The organism is [Clostridium] symbiosum ATCC 14940 (assembly GCF_000466485.1).
Taxonomy (GTDB): Bacteria; Bacillota; Clostridia; order Lachnospirales; family Lachnospiraceae; genus Otoolea; species Otoolea symbiosa.
In genome coordinates this window covers 312-16137 of the sequence record NZ_KE992858.1, presented here as the reverse complement: position 1 = coordinate 16137, position 15826 = coordinate 312, and the positions used below count along the sequence as shown (strand labels likewise).

Here is a 15826-nt window from a genome sequence, read left to right as displayed (position 1 = left end):
CATAGTATATCATAACAGGGGGGATTATTCAATTGGCTATACGTCAAATGGCTGTACTTCGTCTCTCTCGATCAGGAATGTCACCGGTCTGAGGCCGTCTGTACAGCAGCCGACTTCCACACCATCCTCTTTTGTCCATGGCGCATAGGAACCGCCGCGGCTTATAGTAAGCATCTGTGGATAGAGCGCGGCCCAGGCCTGGGCGCAGAAGCCCTCCGGACAGTTCATAAAGGCGTCTACAATAATTTCCTGGCCTTCCTTAAAGCCGCCGCATGGTTTCAGTTCTTTTCCGATCGATAAATATTTTTCTGCCAGCTCCGGATAAATTGCTGTTTTTAATACGGTTAATTTTACTTTGTACATTTCTGCCATGATTTTATACCTCTTTCTTTTTATATTAAGTTTTTAGTTTTCATTTAATCCGCTGTTATTTCCGGCTCTTAATACGCCAGAATCCTGGCCGGATTTTCAATCATGATGCTTCTGACAGCATAATCCGATACACCGCCGTACTGCTTCAATGCCGGCACGGCAAATTTGGTCAGCCGGCAGTAGCCCTCTCCGCCGCAGCGTCTGGTCATTGTTTTCACGCACATGTCGGTCCCCAGCACCATCTGACGGCAGTGGCCTTCATTGATCAGCTTTACAAGACCTGCCAGCTTCATATAATCCGGATTGGACTGGGAGCCCAGCGCCTCTAAATCTATCTGCCCGGACATGAATTCGACCGATATATTGGCTCCTTCCGCCAGTATTGACTTTGCCACATCAAGGTTAAGCGCCCACAGCTCCGGATAGCGAATCATCTCAGATAATCCCCGGTTATTGGCCATCGGCACATGGGCAATGACTATTTTTTCCGCCGGTACGCCTTCTTCCTTTAAGATCTCCACCACCTTACCGGGTTCTCCTCCTCCCCGGCCGCAGGGATGCACCGTTATGGACATTCCCGTTTCCTTCGCCGCCTGCCCGCCTGCCCTCAGGGACATCTCCTCTCTTTGGGTGAAGCTGGAAAGAGCGATTTTAACACATCCTGGTTTTATTCCGGTTCCCTCAATTCCGTTCTCAAATTCGTCCATGATACGTTTATAGAAATCCGCTGTATTCCATCCGTCAAAACGGCCCATCCACGATGATTCGATATAAAATCCGGTTGCCGTAATAATGTTAACTCCCGTTTTTTCTGAGATTCTTTTGATTGCAGCCACGTTCAGCCGGATCCCGGGAACACTCAGTTCCAGAAGTGAATCCCCTCCCGACTCTTTATAATCAGCCACCTCTCCCGTCATAACCTCCTCGTCGTCCAGATTCATTGCATCCCGGCACAGCGTGAAGTTACGCTTCAAAAGGCCGATATTTTCCAACGATATCTTATCTTCCCATTGGATTGGAAGATTTCCCGGCATCCCGGGGCGGCAGATGTTTCCCATATCTGTTCCGTCGAACATCACATGCTCATGCATATCGGTGTATCCCAGCTCTTCCGGCGCAATATCGCCGCATACAGTCGTTATTCTTGACATAGTTTCCTCCTGAACTTAACCGGCCGTCTTCCATTTTTCTTAACCGGCCGTCCCGTTCCTATATTCTGTTAATTTTCCTTTCCTGCTCATCCGCCGTCAGCCGTTATCTTCCATCAGATGGCAGGCCGCCATATGGCCGTCTCCGCATGGATACAGCCTCGGGTTCTCTTTCCTGCACCGCTCTGTCGCATAACGGCATCTTGGGTGGAAAGGACAGCCGCTTGGGCGGTTTGCCGGATCTGCGATATTTCCTTCGATAACCTGTAAGCGCTGCGCTTTTGTCTGCAGGGTCGGTATACATGCCAGCAGCCCCTTTGTGTAAGGGTGCTTCGGATGCTTAAAGAGGTCGGCCGTACGGGCCTCCTCAACAATCTGTCCGCTGTAAAATACGACGACGCGATCGGCTACATCGGAAATAACACCCAGGTCATGAGTTACTATCATGATGCTCATTCCGTATTCGCCTCTCAGCTTCTTGATCAAATCCATAATCTGCGCCTGTATTGTTACATCAAGAGCTGTCGTCGGTTCGTCCGCCAGCAGAATCTGCGGTTTACAGGCCAGCGCCATTGCAATCATGACTCTCTGGCGCATACCGCCGGATAACTGGTGCGGGTAATCATTAATCCGCTTTTCCGCGTTGGGAATCTCCACCTGTTTCAAAAGCTCCAGCGCCTTTGCCATAGCCGCATTCTTCAGAAGTTTTTCATGCAGCATCAGGCTCTCTGCTATCTGCGGCCCGATTTTAATGACCGGATCGAGACTGGTCATCGGCTCCTGAAATATCATTGATATCTCTTTCCCTCTGATTCTGGTAAAATCCCGCATCGGCATATCCAGAATATTCTGCCCCTTATAGTAAATCTCCCCCTCAATCCTTGCAGGCGGCGTCTTTACAAGCCGTAGAATCGTTGACATCGTAACGCTCTTTCCGCAGCCGGACTCGCCTACCACTCCCAGAGTTTCACCTTTACCCAGTGACAGGTTAACGCCGTTTACCGCATTAATTGCTCCGCCGTCCATTGGAAATTTTACAAACAGATTTTTTATTTCCAAAATTTTATCATTCTCCAACTTCGTACCTCCTAAAGCGTCACTGCCATTATTTTAATTTCGGATCCAGGTAATCTCTGATACCGTCTCCCAAAAGGTTGAATGCAAAGATTGTAAGCGCAATCATCAGGCCGGAAAAACCGGCAATCCACGGGGCGTTGAATATGTAGCTCTTGCCCTCGCTGATTACAAGCCCCCAGGACGGTGTCGGCTTTGGAATACCGAAGCCCAGATAACCCAGGGAAGATTCCGCCATGATGGAGCCGCCGACACTGAAGGACAGAATTACAAAAATCTGCGGCAGAGTGTTGGGCAGAATGTGGCGGAACAAAATCTTACTGCTTTTCGTGCCCATGGACCTGGCCGCCATAACATAAGTTCTCTCCCCCACATTCAGGGCCGCTCCCCTTGTGACGCGGTAGAATGCCGGTATCAGCGGAATTCCCAGGGATAGGCACATGTTGAGAATGGACGGTCCCAGGGCGATTCCGATTAACAGTGAGAGAAGAATCGAAGGAAATGACATGAATATGTCCATAACACGGCCCAGGGCAAAGTCAAACGGGCCTTTGAAGTATCCGCCCATCAGGCCGAGCAGGCAGCCGAGAACCAGTCCCAGCGCCACGGCCGCCAGCGATACGGTCAGGGAAATTCTGGCTCCGTAGATAACTCTTGTCCAGATATCACGGCCGAAATTATCCGTACCCATGATGTGGGCGGCGCTTGGCGGCTGTAATTTATCCGACAGCGTTATCGTATCAAATGCATAAGGAGTTAAAAAGTCGGCAAACACCGCCAGGCAGACAATGATAGTCAGGATGAACAGGCCGGCCGCAATCCCCTTATTTTTCTTCAAAAATTTAATCATAGCTTTATCCTCCTGCCTATTCCTCAACAATTCTCAAATCGAGTTCTCCGGCCCTGTGGCAGGCTACCTGATGACCCGGCGTAAACTCGGTAAGCTCCGGCTCCTCCCTGCGGCAGATATCCTTTACAAACGGGCATCTGTCCTGGAAGATACATCCCTTCGGCGGATTCATAAGATTGGGAAGATCGCCTTCCAATATCAGACGTTTCGTCTTCACGTCGGGATCGGGGATGGGAACTGCCGAGAGCAGGGCGCAGCTATAGGGATGGAGGCAGTTTTCAAACAGCTCGTCCTTTCCCGCTACCTCTACCAGCTTTCCGAAATACATGACTCCGATTTTATCCGAAACAAATTTGACGACTGCCAGGTTATGGGAAATAAAAACATAGGTGAGGCCGTTTTTATCCTTTAAATCCAGCAGAAGGTTCAGTATCTGAGCCTGTATGGATACATCCAGAGCCGACACCACCTCATCGCAGAGCAACAGCTTCGGTGAAAGGGCCAGGCTTCTGGCAATACAGAGTCTCTGTCTCTGCCCTCCCGATAACTGGTGGGGATAGCGCACCATCAGCTTCTCCGGCAGGCCGACTTCCTGAAACAGCTCTTTAACGCGCGCATCGATTTCCTGTCTGCTGTATCCGAAATTTTCCATCGGTTCGGACACGATCTGTTTTAAATTAAAGCGGGGATTCAGGGAATCATAAGGATCCTGAAATACTATCTGCATATCCTTTCTGATCGCATCCAGCTGCCTCTTCGGCATTTTTGTAATATCCTGCCCGTCAAACAAAACCCTGCCGCCCGATGCTTCCAATAGTTTCATGACCAGCTTCGCCAGAGTGCTTTTTCCGCAGCCGGATTCTCCCACCAGACCGAAGGTTTCTCCGCGTTTTACAGAAAAGGACACTTGATTGACAGCCTTGAAAACTGTTTTATCAAATAATCTGCCGCTGCCGGCTTTATAGTATTTACATATATTTTCAACCTGCAGGATATTGTCATTATCCTGCATACATTCCTGTATTACACTCATTGTCCCAACTGCCTTTCCTTTATTTGTCCGACTGAACACGGATTCTCGGATCGATAATGCTGTACATGACATCTGTCAACAGATTTACGACAATCAGCAGAATGGCGATGAATACGGCCGTTCCCTGGACTACGGGATAATCTCTCTTCGTCACCGCGTCCATCAAAAGCTTTCCGATACCGGGCCTGTTGAACACCGTCTCAATTACAATGGAACCGCCGAAACTGGATGCCAGATTATATCCGATAATCGTGGCAATCGGAATCGCCGCATTTCTCAGACCATGCTTAAATAAAACGGCTTTTTCGCTCAGCCCTTTTGCCCTGGCGGTTCTGATGAAATCCTCTCCCATCACTTCCAGCATGCTTGACCTGGTCGTACGGATGGTCAGGGCGCTTCCGGCAAGAACCATCGTAAGAACAGGAGCTACAATGGTCTGAAAGTAATTGGCATTTTCACTTTGAATGCCGATAACCGGTATCAGCTTCAGCTTCACAGCCAGAACTACAAGCACCAGAATCGCCACGTAAAATGACGGCAGCGACATACCTATGGTACTCATGCCGCTAATCATGTAATCGGGCCATCTGCCGCGATACACACTGGCGACAACGCCCCATATAATTCCCAGGATGGAGTTCAGTATCATTCCCCACAACACCAGCTCCAGCGTCCTGGGAAAGCGTTCCTTTAAAAGTTCCGTCACTTTTTTATGGGAAGAAAGAGATTCTCCCAAATCGCCTGTGAAGAATTTCTTTACCGCGATTACCATCTGCGTCATTAGCGGTTCATCCAGGCCGTTCTGCTCACGGAACAGTGAGATCTCTTCCGGGGTGGCAGTTTTGCCCAGCATAACGGAAGCCGGATCACCCGGCACCATCCGGATGATCAGAAACACCGCAAGGAACACGCCTAAAATGGTAGGTATCGCCATCAAAACCCGCATACCAAAATATTTTTTCATAGACTACTCCTTAAATTTATACCGTACTGGTAATTGTCCAGCGCTATACAACTACCGCATTGCAAAGCGCGCAGGCTGCGTGCGGCAGGCCCGCGCGCTTTGCCGTCGTAACCTTACTCTTCGATATACGCCTCTCTGCAGGTAAGCATAAGTCCTGTCGTAATCTTAAGGTCCTTTACTCTCGGGTTGACAACCTGATGAATAGAGTATGTAGTCATCGTATAGAGACAGCCGGAATCCATGATATTTTTCTGTGCTTCATTGTAAAGCTCCGCTTTCTTTGCCAGATCGTTTTCTTCCACCGCTGCCGCCACGATTCTGTCGTACTCAGGATCATTGTAAGCAATGTAGTTGATTGTGCTCTCGCTTGTAAACTGTTTTAACACGTTGTCAGGAATAACAGGACAGGAATCCCAGAACAGATAAATCGGGATTTCTCCGGCCTTTGCCTTATCAAGCCATACGCCGAAATCCACAGTCTGGAGATCCACCTTCAGGCCTATCTGTGTCAGGAACTGCTGCACTAATGTGGCCGGTCCTGCGCTCAGCGTATCATTAGGAGCATACATGTCGATGGCAAAACCATCCGGGTATCCGGCTTCTGCAAGCAGCTGTTTTGCCTTCTCCGGATTATATTCCGGGTTCCAGTAGTCTTCCAGTGCATAGCGGCAGAAGGTTGGAAGGAAACCTTTGGATTTTTCTTCCGTGCCTTTGAAATACTCATCGCAAACCATATCGCGGTCAATACTTAATGCAATCGCTTCTCGTACCTTCGGGTCATTTAACGGCTCGAAATTCGCATTGATTCCGATATAGGACTGCGCGGAATCCCTTGCGTTGAGAAGAACGTAAGTATCCGGATCGGCCATATACTCTTCCACTTTTTCCAGATTGTTTACGTCATATGTATCAATCTCGCCTGCTTCCATCGCATTGGCAAGCGTTACATCGTCGGGAATTACATAATATTCCACACGGTCCAGCTTTGCTTTCTGGCCCCAGTAATCGTCAAATTTAACCGTACAATATTTTTCTCCGGGAACACCGCCTTCTTCCAGCATGAATGGACCGGTTCCGATCGGACGTTTCTGGTACTCTTCCAGACCCATTTCTTCCACTGCCTTCTGGCTGGTAATGGTTAGGTAAGATCTGGCAACTTTATCAGGGAAGAATACGTCTCCTTCCTTCAAAGTAAAGACAACCGTGTAATCATCGGCGGCCTCGACGCTTTCGATATTGGCCAGGCCGAGATTTGTTGAATTGGTTGCCGTGTTGTTAATGGCCGGGTCCAAAAGGCGGCCGACTGAAAATACGACGTCGCTTGCTTTCATCTCGCCGAAGCCATAGTGAAATTGAACGCCTTCACGGAGCTTGAACGTATACGTCTTCAAATCATCGGATGTTTCCCATGACTCAGCCAGATACGGAGCCGGTTCCTGCTTGTCGTTGTAGGTAAGAAGCGATTCAAACACATCCGGGCCAAACTGAAATGAGATCCCCGAGAAGGTTGCCGGATCAAAGTTGCCGCTCCCGGAGTCCCATGTTCTTCCCACACGAAGCACAGAACCGGCTGCACCGCTTCCATTATTTTCTGTTTTTGCTGATGAGGATTGTGACGCATCACCCGAGGTACTTCCGGAACATGCGCTCAATGAGGCTGCTGCCGTCAATGCGGCCATAAGCAGCGCAAGATATTTCCTGTTGGATCTTTTAAAATTTTTGATTCCCTTCATTTGCTTCTCTCCTTTTCCTTAATACGTTAACAGGAACGGAAGCAATGACTGAAATACCGATATCCTTACTGATTTGATTATAGAATTGCTTTCACTAAAATAAAGGTTAGCAAAACTTTCTGAAATTCCACACACATTTCAATATCTCAGATTGCTTCACTACCAATCGGTAACTTGTCCAAAGTTTACTATTTTTTTTTGTAAATTGTCAATATATATTTGTAATTATTTTAATTCTCCGTTTCATTCCCGTTACTGTTCACACGGTTGTGTTCCGCGGGGTGCTTTCGTGCGCATTCTGCACGGAAACCCGGGGTTCACGGCGCGAAACTGCGTTTCTTGCCGTTTCTGTGCCTCGCTAAGCGTGTTGTGCGGCCGTACATTCTATTCTTTCCGGTCATCGCACAGCGGCTGCTTATGGAAGTGCTGGGCCGTTATATCACTGTAGATTATCGTTCTTCCAAGAGACAGTATCTCAGCCTTGGAAAGTTTTAAAGAGGCCAGATAAGCTACCAGTTCATCCGCCTGTTTTTCCAAAGCATTCCCTCTCCCATCCCGCTTTTCCACATAAGTTCCGCTTCCCCGGACCTGTCTGATAAGCCCTGCTTTCTGAAGCTCGGAAAAAGCGGCTTTTAATGTTCCCCGGGCCACACCATACAGGTTGCAGAGTTCCCTCTCTCCGGGAAGCTTCTGACCCTCTTTCCACTGTCCCGACTCAATCCTGCTTCTGACGTCATCCACAATCTTTCCATAAACAGGCGTTTCTTTCTTCTCTGGTTTTTTATCTGTCATTTTCTTCTCTGCTCCATAATTGCCCTGATTTCATCCAATGAATCCTTCGTTACCCCGTAATTGAATACAATATAATGGCTGCCCATCGTCTCCATCTGCCTGATAATCTCTTCCTCCTGCACGGAAACCAGCCATATGATGTCCTCTGTCCGAATGGCTCTTTTTTTATCGCACCATTCTTCTTTCTGGCAGAGATAATATGTATTATGCCTTCCCAGCAAAGCCAGCGTATGGCTGATATGCATCAGGAAATCCTGGCTGTCATACACTATGCCCAGCAGACAGTCATCATCCAAAGCGGCAATCTCCTCTTCTTCCGTAGCGGGAACCGAAAGCCTGACCTGCAAAAGTGCCTTTCCAGCCTTCTCAGCCACAGCCAGAATCTCTTCAAAATGAGTTTTTGTTGTAATCCATATCTCCTCCGGAGGGATAAATGTTCCGGCGCGTACTCCGTCAATCTGATAGTATTTCATATCAAAGTTCCAGATTTTTACAAGTTCTCTCGTAATATCTCCCGCTATCTCCGGGGTACAGTCAATCATCGCTGCCTGATCCGGAATATCAGCGGCAAAAAAACGGCCGCAGGCTTCTTTCAAAAGCCGGTAGCATTCGTCCGGTTTCATTCCTTCTTTTTTGCAGCTATTATCAAACTGCACCATCCTGCGCAGTTCCGGCTGCCAGCCCTGAACATAAGTGCCGCTTCCGTGCACTCTTCGGATATAGCCTTCTTCTTCCAGCTTGTCGAATGTCTTTCTGACCGTGCCTTTGGCCAGTCCCGTCTCATGGCAGAATTCTGCTTCCGACGGCAGTTTATCGCCCGGCCTGTATTCTCCCGCCCTGATTGCCGCGGCAATCTGAGCCGACATCTGTATATAAGCCGGTGAATTGCCGTTCATATCGATTTTGATTCTCATATCTCGTCCCACCTCGTCTCCTGGATTATAATTATACAATATTTTTAATAAAAAATATACCATTTACAGCATTGGGCTAGATCATTTTCCGCTCCGATGCACAAATATTAAAATAAACTGCCTGTTTTCTGAAATGACTTCACTCTGCTTTTTTTGTATGATTGGTCTAACAGTGACACCCATGGGCGTCTCCAATCTTATGCCGGAAGAATATTTTACTCCGGCAAACATAGCCCTCTGCGGAGAACGCGCAAAAGGCGGCGCCGGTATTGTAACCATTGGAGAAAATCCGTCAGACTGTTCTGCCGGTAAAACACGCGGCCGTATGGTCCCCCTCGATGCAGAAGAGATACTCCCCTATTAGATCGACTGTGCCGATGAGATTAAACACCATAGCGCCGTAAACTCCATCGAACTGATTCATGCCGGCCGCCGCGCACACCCTCAGCCAAAAACCGGAACAAGTTCCGGAAAACCGGATGCACTGATAATTTATGAATTATAATTTGTGACTTATCATAATAGATGTACAACCAGAAACTTAAGAAAAGGAGTTTCACCTCATGCAGATTGGACACAGTCTTACCGAAGGCAGTGTAAGAAGGCAGCTGATCCTATTCAGTTTTCCATTCTTCCTGTCCAGCCTGATTCAAAATCTGTACATGACTGCCGATATGCTGATCGTCCAGTGGGTCAACGGAGCTGCCGGAAGTTCGGCAGTCGGCATTGGAGGCGAGATTGTATCTGCATTTACATTTTTGATAATCGGTTTCGCCTCCGGCGGAACCGTCTTAATATCCCAATATGTCGGAGCGCGGCGCGGGGAGGATGTAGAGCAGACGATCGGAACCTTGCTGACTTTGTTTGCCTTAGCCGCCGTCTTTATGACTGCCGTCATGTACATTGCCGCCCGCCCCTTCCTGGTTCTGCTCAGAACTCCCGCCGAGTCCTTTGAGAATGCGTGCAGTTATATGCAAATCTGCATGCTGGGAAATTTTTTTGTATTTGAATACAATGCCATAAGTTCGGTTCTGAACGGAACCGGAGATTCTAAAAGGCCCCTGATATTTGTAACCATATCAGGGACCCTTAATGTGTTTCTGGACCTTTTATTTGTTGCCGGCTTCAAAATGGGCCCGAACGGCTCCGCCTGGGCAACGGTACTATCCCAGGCAGTCAGTTTTGTCATTTCCGCAGCATATCTGATCAGAAAAAGCAGTATATTCCGGCTGACACGCAGGAATCTCAGGCTCAGCCGTACAAAGGTTCTTTTAATTATTAAAATCGGCTTTCCCGCTGCCGTTCAGAACAGTATCTCATCCGTATCCTTCATGTTTCTGACGGCTCTGATCAACCAGTATGGTTACGCGGCTTCCGCAGCCGCTCAGCTGGCCGGTAAATTCAATAACATTGCCATGCTTCCCAGCTCCGCAATGTCGGGAGCCATGGCGGTCATGTCGGGCCAGAATATCGGCGCCAGAAAATATGAGCGCGCCCTCTCCTGCCTGAAAGAAGGGATTGGACTTTCTCTCATAGTCGGTATTCCCCTGTTCCTGGCAAGCATCAGCTTCACGCCGCAGTTTATGAGCATACTGGCCCGCGGAGAACCCGAGGTAATCCGGTACGGCACACTGTATATCCGCGGCTTCTGTGCAGACTATCTTCTGACTGCATTTGTCTTTTCCGCCAACGGCTTTATCACCGGTACCGGACATACCCTGATCACTCTGTGCAGCAATGTTCTTCAGGGAATTGTTATCCGTATCCCCGTCGCCTGGGCTCTTGCGCTGGGTCTTAATATGGGAATCCTGGGAATTGGAATCGCCGTCCCTGCCGCCACCCTCGGGGGCGGAATCCTGGTATTCGCCTATATTGCCACCGGGAGATGGAAACAGGATGTGACGACAGTTGACTAGGTGGTTTTAATCATTCCTGATTGCCGCCAGCGGACTCAGTTTCATGGCTCTGAGCGCCGGGAAGAATCCGGCCAGCATACCAATCAATATGGCAAAACCGATGGAAGCAAATCCAAGCCACGGCGGTATCATTGACAGCTTGCTGGACATACCGTACAGCAAAGCTCCCGCCAGGAATTTATTAATCAGAAATGATACGCCGTAGCTCAGGATTACACCGGCAACTCCGCCGACAAAGCCGATAAATCCGGCCTCTATCAGGAACATGCTTCTGATATTTCCCATTGCGCATCCGAGTACTTTAATAACACCAATCTCCTTTGTCCTCTCGTAGATGGACATCATCATCGTATTGGCAATGCCGATCGCCGCTACAAACAGGGAGACGGCTCCGATACCGCCCAGCACGGCCTGAACCATATTGGACTGCTTCTGGGACTGCTCCAGCCATTCCATCTGGCTGTTTGCTTCGTATCCCATATTATTAATTGCTTTCTGAACTTCAATAACATTCTTCATGTCGTCCACATTCACGGTTGCCTGCTCATAGACAAAGTAATTATAGGGCTTACCCTTTTTATTCGTCGGCTGCCCGGGTATCGGCTTCTTCTTGAAGATCTGTTTTAGCTGGGTTTTCAGCTTTTCAATGTCAACGTATATGCCATAACTGTATTCATTCCAGTCCTCCGGCCCTCCCTCAACAATCCCGGCTGTTTTCAGCATATATTTCTTCGGCGGTTTTGCCGCAGTCTTGCCATCCCCGCCGGACGGGTATTTGGACTGATAATAGCTGTCGGTATCGAATATTGTAAATACCGGTTTGTTCATAAAATCTATGTCCGGCATCTCACCGCTGTCCCAGTATCCTTCTCCTGTCTTTGAATTGTAAAAATTCTGGGCCGCCATATTTCCCACCACCATCTCAAGATCCGGAGAATCGGGGGAAGGAAGCTCTCCCTGTCCCAGTTTAATGTCCTTCATGGAAGCCCGGGGAACTCCGATCAACTGGATATTTCCCTCATAGACACCCTGCTTCATAATGACAAACATGTTAAGCTTTGGGTAAGCGGAGACCACATGAGGAATCCGCTCAAAAACCTTCATGGTTTCATCAGTCATAAAACCATCTTCCGGATTTGTCTTATCATTCGTGTTTCCCCTGTCGTAATTATAGACACGTATCGCCGTCAGGCTGCCGGATGATTCATACTGCTCCATCGTGAATTTATTCAGTCCGATTCCCAGGGAGATCATGACCACAATGGAGGCAGTTCCTATCACCACTCCCAGGACTGTAAGAAACGTCCTGAGCTTTCTCCGCAGCAGACTGTTGACACTCATTGATAAAAGATCAAAGAATCTCATCGTCCATTCCTTCTTCCTGCGCTGCCTTCTTCTTTTTCCTGATAACGATTACGGTTGTTCCTATTATGATAATGCAAAGCGCGGCTGCCGGGAAAATCACCTTCTTATACCGGCTGAAAAAGGTCTGTTCCCCGTTCATCCCATCCATGCCGCCGGCTCCTCCCATTCCGTCAACGTCCATGTTTCCGGCCTCCATTCCTCCGAGGTCGTCCATCGGCTCATTGACGAAAAGGATCATCTCTTTCTCCACCTCTGTTGTCAATCCATTTTCATCTTCATATGAAATAATAATTTTCACTTTGCCTTCATCTGTGGTCGGAGCCACGCCGGAGACCATCGTGTCCAGATTTCCGGTATCACCCGGTTTGATATTGCCGACATAAGCATCTGTCGTCTGAATGGAATCGGCCTCAAAACGCACCATAACGTTATATAAAAGGACCTTTCCGGTATTATTGATACCAAACATAACATTGGTCTCGGAACCAACATTAATACTGTCCGGCATGACTTCAATCGTTCCCGTATTCAGTCTCGGAACCTGTTTTACCGGTATTGATATCTTCACTTCTTCCTTTGCATTCTTAAATTCCGGGCTGTCATACTGTTCTTTGATTGTCATCGTGTAAGACTTCTGCTCCGCTGTCGGTGATGATTTAAATACCATTACCAGATCCGTTGTTGCGCCGGGCGCCAGCTGATTGACTACCATGGAAGTCGAACCGGAATCTGAAGTAAAGACAGGACTGCTCTCCACTTCCTCCGAGGCAAAGGTAAACATGATATTGCTGGAGGTTACATTAGACGAGGCATTCTTCATTCTGACCCGAAGTTCAAACGGCTGGCCTGCGAACACTTCTTCAGGAACCGTAGAAAAGCTGTCGACTATGATTCTGGCCTTTGTTCTGTCCTCTTCACCCGCATCGGACGAAAGTTTATCATCGTCTTCTCCTTTGACGCGGACATAAAATATAAGGTCAACCGGTTCTGAAAAATCACCGTTTTCCTCTTCCCGGTAGGATACCAGATAATGAATCGGGAAGAATCCCGACTTTACGTCCTCCCGTACCGCCATACTGTAGGGAACCGTAACCATCTGTCCCGGCTCCATATCCCCCATCTTCCGGCTGTAATTTCCTTCGTTAATATTAAAGGGGAACTTTGTCACATCGGCATCGAGCTGCATCTCCACCCGCACGTCGTAGACCTTTTTTAATCCCGTATTCGTCAGGTTGACGCCAAAATTCATCACCTGGTTATAAGCGGCAAAAGGGGTAAACTGACCGTCTCCAATCGAAAAATCGTACTCGATTTTCGTATTTTCATCCTCTTCGGTGGAGCCGTCATAGGCGGAAACCCAGATATTAACTCCGACCTCCGTGCCTCCGTCAATAATAAAGAATGCCTGATAGTATCCGGCCGCCAGATCCCGCCTTAATTTATAGCTCAATGTGACCGATTTGGAAGAGCCGGGTTTTACGTTGACATCCTTCTCCTTGAAGGTTGAAGAATCTGCCTCAAACGGGAAGGACTTATCGTACCAGCGGAGATCGCCGTCTTCGCCGTCGTCAGCCTCTCCAAACTGCCGCTCCATAATCCGCTCATATTCATAAGAATTGGCCAGCCTGATTTTCTCTATGTTGTTATCACCCTTTGTGCCGGTGTTATGGATTGTCATCTTAATCGAAATCTTGCTTCCCGCTTTTCCTCTCGGCACCTTGTTAACGGTAATCATATCATCATTAAACTCATTCATATCCAGCATCTCGGCTGTTACCGTCCTGGTTCCCGTTATCGCCAGCAGCATTACAAGCAATGCAATAACCGGCAGTCTTTTCCATTTATTCATCCTGAGCACCCTCCCTGTCTTCTGTCTCCTCACCGGCTCGCTGGTGATTCTCTTCTATCTTTACGATCTTTCCGTCGATAATATGAAATATCCTGTCCGCATATGTAGCGAGATGGTTGTCATGGGTGACCATGACAAGCGTCTGGTTATGTTCCCGCACAATCTTCTGCATCAGTTTCAGAACCTCCATCGTTGTCCTGGAATCCAGGTTTCCGGTCGGCTCGTCGGCAAAGATAATCTGAGGATGAACCACCAGCGCCCTGGCAATTCCCACACGCTGCTGCTGTCCTCCTGACATCTGGTTGGGCATATGCCTGCCGACCTTTTCAAGGCCCACTAATTCCAGATATTTTTGGGCCCTGTCTATCCGTTTCTTCTTGGGAATTCCCTGGAACGACAGGGGCAGCGCTATATTCTCCACCGCATTCATTGTGTTCAGCAGGTTATAGGACTGAAAGATGAAGCCGACCCTTTCCCTTCTGAAAGAAACCAGCTGGTTCTCATTCAGCTTTTCAATATGTTTCCCGGCAATGACAATTTCCCCCTTTGTCGGCTTCTCAAGGCCCGCAAGCATATTTAAAAGTGTGGATTTCCCGGAACCGGAGGTACCGACGATGGCACAGAATTCACCTTTATACATTGTAAAATCCACACCATTTAAGGCGTATACCTTTGTCTCTCCGACACGGTATACTTTATATAAATTTCTCACCTGTATGGCGGGAATCCTCTCTTTTATCTGTTCTTTGCCGATTTCTTCCAAGTCTGTTCCTCCCGTATTGTTCTGCAGCCGACGGTCCTGACTATTAATTGTGGATTTCAGTCTTACGGACTGCTAGAATGGTTGTTCTATCTTATTATACATAATAGACCGATTTTGTCCCACCCTATTTTTCTTAAAGTTCCTTAAACTTTTCTTACAGGGAAAACCGTCCTGATACTGATATCTACGCTTCATTTATATGAGCCGTATCCGGGCAGGCCGAGGTGATTTTATTCCATATACCATATTTTTATCAACAGTAGAAGGAGCTTATGCCATGGAAAACTTTCGTCCGTCAAGACCGGCGGAGAAATGTACATCTCAGAGATACGGCCGGAAAACCGGAAGGAGCACGGGATGCCGGGGACCGCCTCAGGCCGTGCAGACTGCAGATAACAGATAACAGATAACCGATAACATAATTCATACTTAAAGGAGACATCAATGATGAAAAAAGAATACTGGAAAATTTTAAAGAGACTGGCAGACAGAATGTCCGGTGATACGATTGCAGAATTTTATAAAATGGATCGAAGCTGCAGTAACCATTGGGATAAGCTGCAGGAAGCCGAACGGAAATTCAGCGAATTAGAACTGACCCAGGAGGAGCGCCGGGCCGTTGACGAGCTGCTGGCAGTAAGGGAAGAAATCGACACAAATAATAATGTGCTGGCCTATATGGCGGGAATTATGGACTGCCTCTCGTTCCTGACGGAAAGTGAGCAGATGGAAATTTAAAGATTTGCCGGATAGAGTTTAATCCGTTATGGCAAAAGAACGTCCTCGCCGGAAGGACGTTCTGAGGCCTTGGAATCTCCTTTCCATATCAGTCTTTCTTTACCTTAATGTTTAGTTCTATCCGGTAATTGCTTCCGTCATGATTTCTGAAATGCTATTCGTTCGTACCGGTGATATTGTAACTGTTGTATCATCCGCCAAAGCCGTATCTAAAATTTCCTCCTCAGTATCTTCATCCGTAAAAACTGCTTTCGTTTTTCCCGTGCCGGCATTCCCGTAGAACGCCGCCGGTACGGCCAGCGGACGGGATGGTGG

At 48.1% G+C, this 15826-nt stretch carries 16 protein-coding genes; 3 read left to right on the top strand and 13 right to left on the bottom strand.

What is annotated here, in order from left to right:
• Positions 1-36: 36 nt before the first annotated feature.
• The 9 genes from CLOSYM_RS06425 to CLOSYM_RS06385 form a co-directional block, all read right to left on the bottom strand.
• Complete coding sequence (locus CLOSYM_RS06425) at positions 37-372, bottom strand: TIGR04076 family protein (RefSeq protein ID WP_003507606.1); 336 nt, start codon at positions 370-372, stop codon at positions 37-39.
• 68 nt (positions 373-440) lie between these two features.
• On the bottom strand, positions 441-1523 hold the full coding sequence (locus tag CLOSYM_RS06420; RefSeq protein WP_021641459.1) for a phosphotriesterase family protein: 1083 nt from the start codon (positions 1521-1523) through the stop codon (positions 441-443).
• 96 nt (positions 1524-1619) lie between these two features.
• On the bottom strand, positions 1620-2597 hold the full coding sequence (locus CLOSYM_RS06415) for an ABC transporter ATP-binding protein (protein ID WP_021641458.1): 978 nt from the start codon (positions 2595-2597) through the stop codon (positions 1620-1622).
• Positions 2598-2625: 28 nt separating this feature from the next.
• A complete protein-coding gene (locus CLOSYM_RS06410) occupies positions 2626-3444 on the bottom strand; it encodes an ABC transporter permease (RefSeq protein WP_003507609.1) in 819 nt (272 codons plus the stop codon).
• Between the two features lie 16 nt (positions 3445-3460).
• Complete coding sequence (locus tag CLOSYM_RS06405; RefSeq protein WP_021641456.1) at positions 3461-4477, bottom strand: ABC transporter ATP-binding protein; 1017 nt, start codon at positions 4475-4477, stop codon at positions 3461-3463.
• A 19-nt stretch (positions 4478-4496) separates the two neighbouring features.
• On the bottom strand, positions 4497-5441 hold the full coding sequence (locus CLOSYM_RS06400; protein WP_004462001.1) for an ABC transporter permease: 945 nt from the start codon (positions 5439-5441) through the stop codon (positions 4497-4499).
• 113 nt (positions 5442-5554) lie between these two features.
• Entirely contained in the window at positions 5555-7174 is a 1620-nt protein-coding gene (locus tag CLOSYM_RS06395; protein ID WP_021641455.1) for an ABC transporter substrate-binding protein, read from the bottom strand.
• Between the two features lie 384 nt (positions 7175-7558).
• Positions 7559-7966 (bottom strand): GntR family transcriptional regulator, encoded by a 408-nt coding sequence (locus CLOSYM_RS06390; protein ID WP_009297986.1) that lies wholly within the window; start codon positions 7964-7966, stop codon positions 7559-7561.
• Positions 7963-8880, bottom strand: coding sequence for a GntR family transcriptional regulator (locus tag CLOSYM_RS06385; protein ID WP_044902202.1), 918 nt, complete (start codon positions 8878-8880; stop codon positions 7963-7965). The genes CLOSYM_RS06390 and CLOSYM_RS06385 overlap by 4 nt, the downstream gene beginning before the upstream one ends.
• A 199-nt stretch (positions 8881-9079) precedes the next feature.
• On the opposite strand from CLOSYM_RS06385, the gene CLOSYM_RS22995 reads away from it, so the two are divergent.
• Both CLOSYM_RS22995 and CLOSYM_RS06375 read left to right on the top strand, forming a co-directional pair.
• The gene (locus CLOSYM_RS22995; RefSeq protein WP_003507629.1) at positions 9080-9244 is read left to right on the top strand and encodes a hypothetical protein; all 165 of its coding nucleotides are present in this window, start codon (positions 9080-9082) and stop codon (positions 9242-9244) included.
• A gap of 199 nt (positions 9245-9443) precedes the next feature.
• Positions 9444-10796 carry an MATE family efflux transporter gene (locus CLOSYM_RS06375; protein ID WP_021641452.1) on the top strand — a complete coding sequence of 451 codons (1353 nt, stop codon included), beginning with the start codon at positions 9444-9446 and terminating at the stop codon, positions 10794-10796.
• 6 nt (positions 10797-10802) lie between these two features.
• Here CLOSYM_RS06375 and CLOSYM_RS06370 read toward each other — a convergent pair whose 3' ends face one another.
• The 3 genes from CLOSYM_RS06370 to CLOSYM_RS06360 are packed head-to-tail and all read right to left on the bottom strand — an operon-like array spanning position 10803 to position 14773.
• A complete protein-coding gene (locus tag CLOSYM_RS06370) occupies positions 10803-12161 on the bottom strand; it encodes an ABC transporter permease (protein ID WP_009297980.1) in 1359 nt (452 codons plus the stop codon).
• Positions 12148-14010, bottom strand: a complete 1863-nt coding sequence (locus CLOSYM_RS06365) for a COG1361 S-layer family protein (protein WP_021641451.1) — start codon at positions 14008-14010, stop codon at positions 12148-12150. The genes CLOSYM_RS06370 and CLOSYM_RS06365 overlap by 14 nt, the downstream gene beginning before the upstream one ends.
• Entirely contained in the window at positions 14003-14773 is a 771-nt protein-coding gene (locus CLOSYM_RS06360) for an ABC transporter ATP-binding protein (protein WP_021641450.1), read from the bottom strand. The genes CLOSYM_RS06365 and CLOSYM_RS06360 overlap by 8 nt, the downstream gene beginning before the upstream one ends.
• 444 nt (positions 14774-15217) lie before the next feature.
• Between CLOSYM_RS06360 and CLOSYM_RS06355 the strand changes: the two genes are divergently transcribed.
• Positions 15218-15511: a hypothetical protein gene (locus tag CLOSYM_RS06355; RefSeq protein WP_021641448.1), complete on the top strand. Its 294-nt coding sequence runs from the start codon at positions 15218-15220 to the stop codon at positions 15509-15511.
• Between the two features lie 117 nt (positions 15512-15628).
• Here CLOSYM_RS06355 and CLOSYM_RS22990 read toward each other — a convergent pair.
• Positions 15629-15826: hypothetical protein (locus CLOSYM_RS22990; RefSeq protein ID WP_021641447.1), on the bottom strand; the 198-nt coding region annotated here is incomplete at its 5' end.

Coding starts and splice junctions, on each gene's coding strand:
- CLOSYM_RS06395 (WP_021641455.1), bottom strand. CDS start 7,174: ATGAAGGGAATCAAAAATTTTAAAAGATCCAACAGGAAATATCTTGCG.
- CLOSYM_RS06405 (WP_021641456.1), bottom strand. CDS start 4,477: ATGAGTGTAATACAGGAATGTATGCAGGATAATGACAATATCCTGCAG.
- CLOSYM_RS06425 (WP_003507606.1), bottom strand. CDS start 372: ATGGCAGAAATGTACAAAGTAAAATTAACCGTATTAAAAACAGCAATT.
- CLOSYM_RS06370 (WP_009297980.1), bottom strand. CDS start 12,161: ATGAGATTCTTTGATCTTTTATCAATGAGTGTCAACAGTCTGCTGCGG.
- CLOSYM_RS22995 (WP_003507629.1), top strand. CDS start 9,080: ATGCCGGAAGAATATTTTACTCCGGCAAACATAGCCCTCTGCGGAGAA.
- CLOSYM_RS06400 (WP_004462001.1), bottom strand. CDS start 5,441: ATGAAAAAATATTTTGGTATGCGGGTTTTGATGGCGATACCTACCATT.
- CLOSYM_RS06365 (WP_021641451.1), bottom strand. CDS start 14,010: ATGAATAAATGGAAAAGACTGCCGGTTATTGCATTGCTTGTAATGCTG.
- CLOSYM_RS06390 (WP_009297986.1), bottom strand. CDS start 7,966: ATGACAGATAAAAAACCAGAGAAGAAAGAAACGCCTGTTTATGGAAAG.
- CLOSYM_RS06355 (WP_021641448.1), top strand. CDS start 15,218: ATGATGAAAAAAGAATACTGGAAAATTTTAAAGAGACTGGCAGACAGA.
- CLOSYM_RS06375 (WP_021641452.1), top strand. CDS start 9,444: ATGCAGATTGGACACAGTCTTACCGAAGGCAGTGTAAGAAGGCAGCTG.
- CLOSYM_RS06385 (WP_044902202.1), bottom strand. CDS start 8,880: ATGAGAATCAAAATCGATATGAACGGCAATTCACCGGCTTATATACAG.
- CLOSYM_RS06410 (WP_003507609.1), bottom strand. CDS start 3,444: ATGATTAAATTTTTGAAGAAAAATAAGGGGATTGCGGCCGGCCTGTTC.
- CLOSYM_RS06420 (WP_021641459.1), bottom strand. CDS start 1,523: ATGTCAAGAATAACGACTGTATGCGGCGATATTGCGCCGGAAGAGCTG.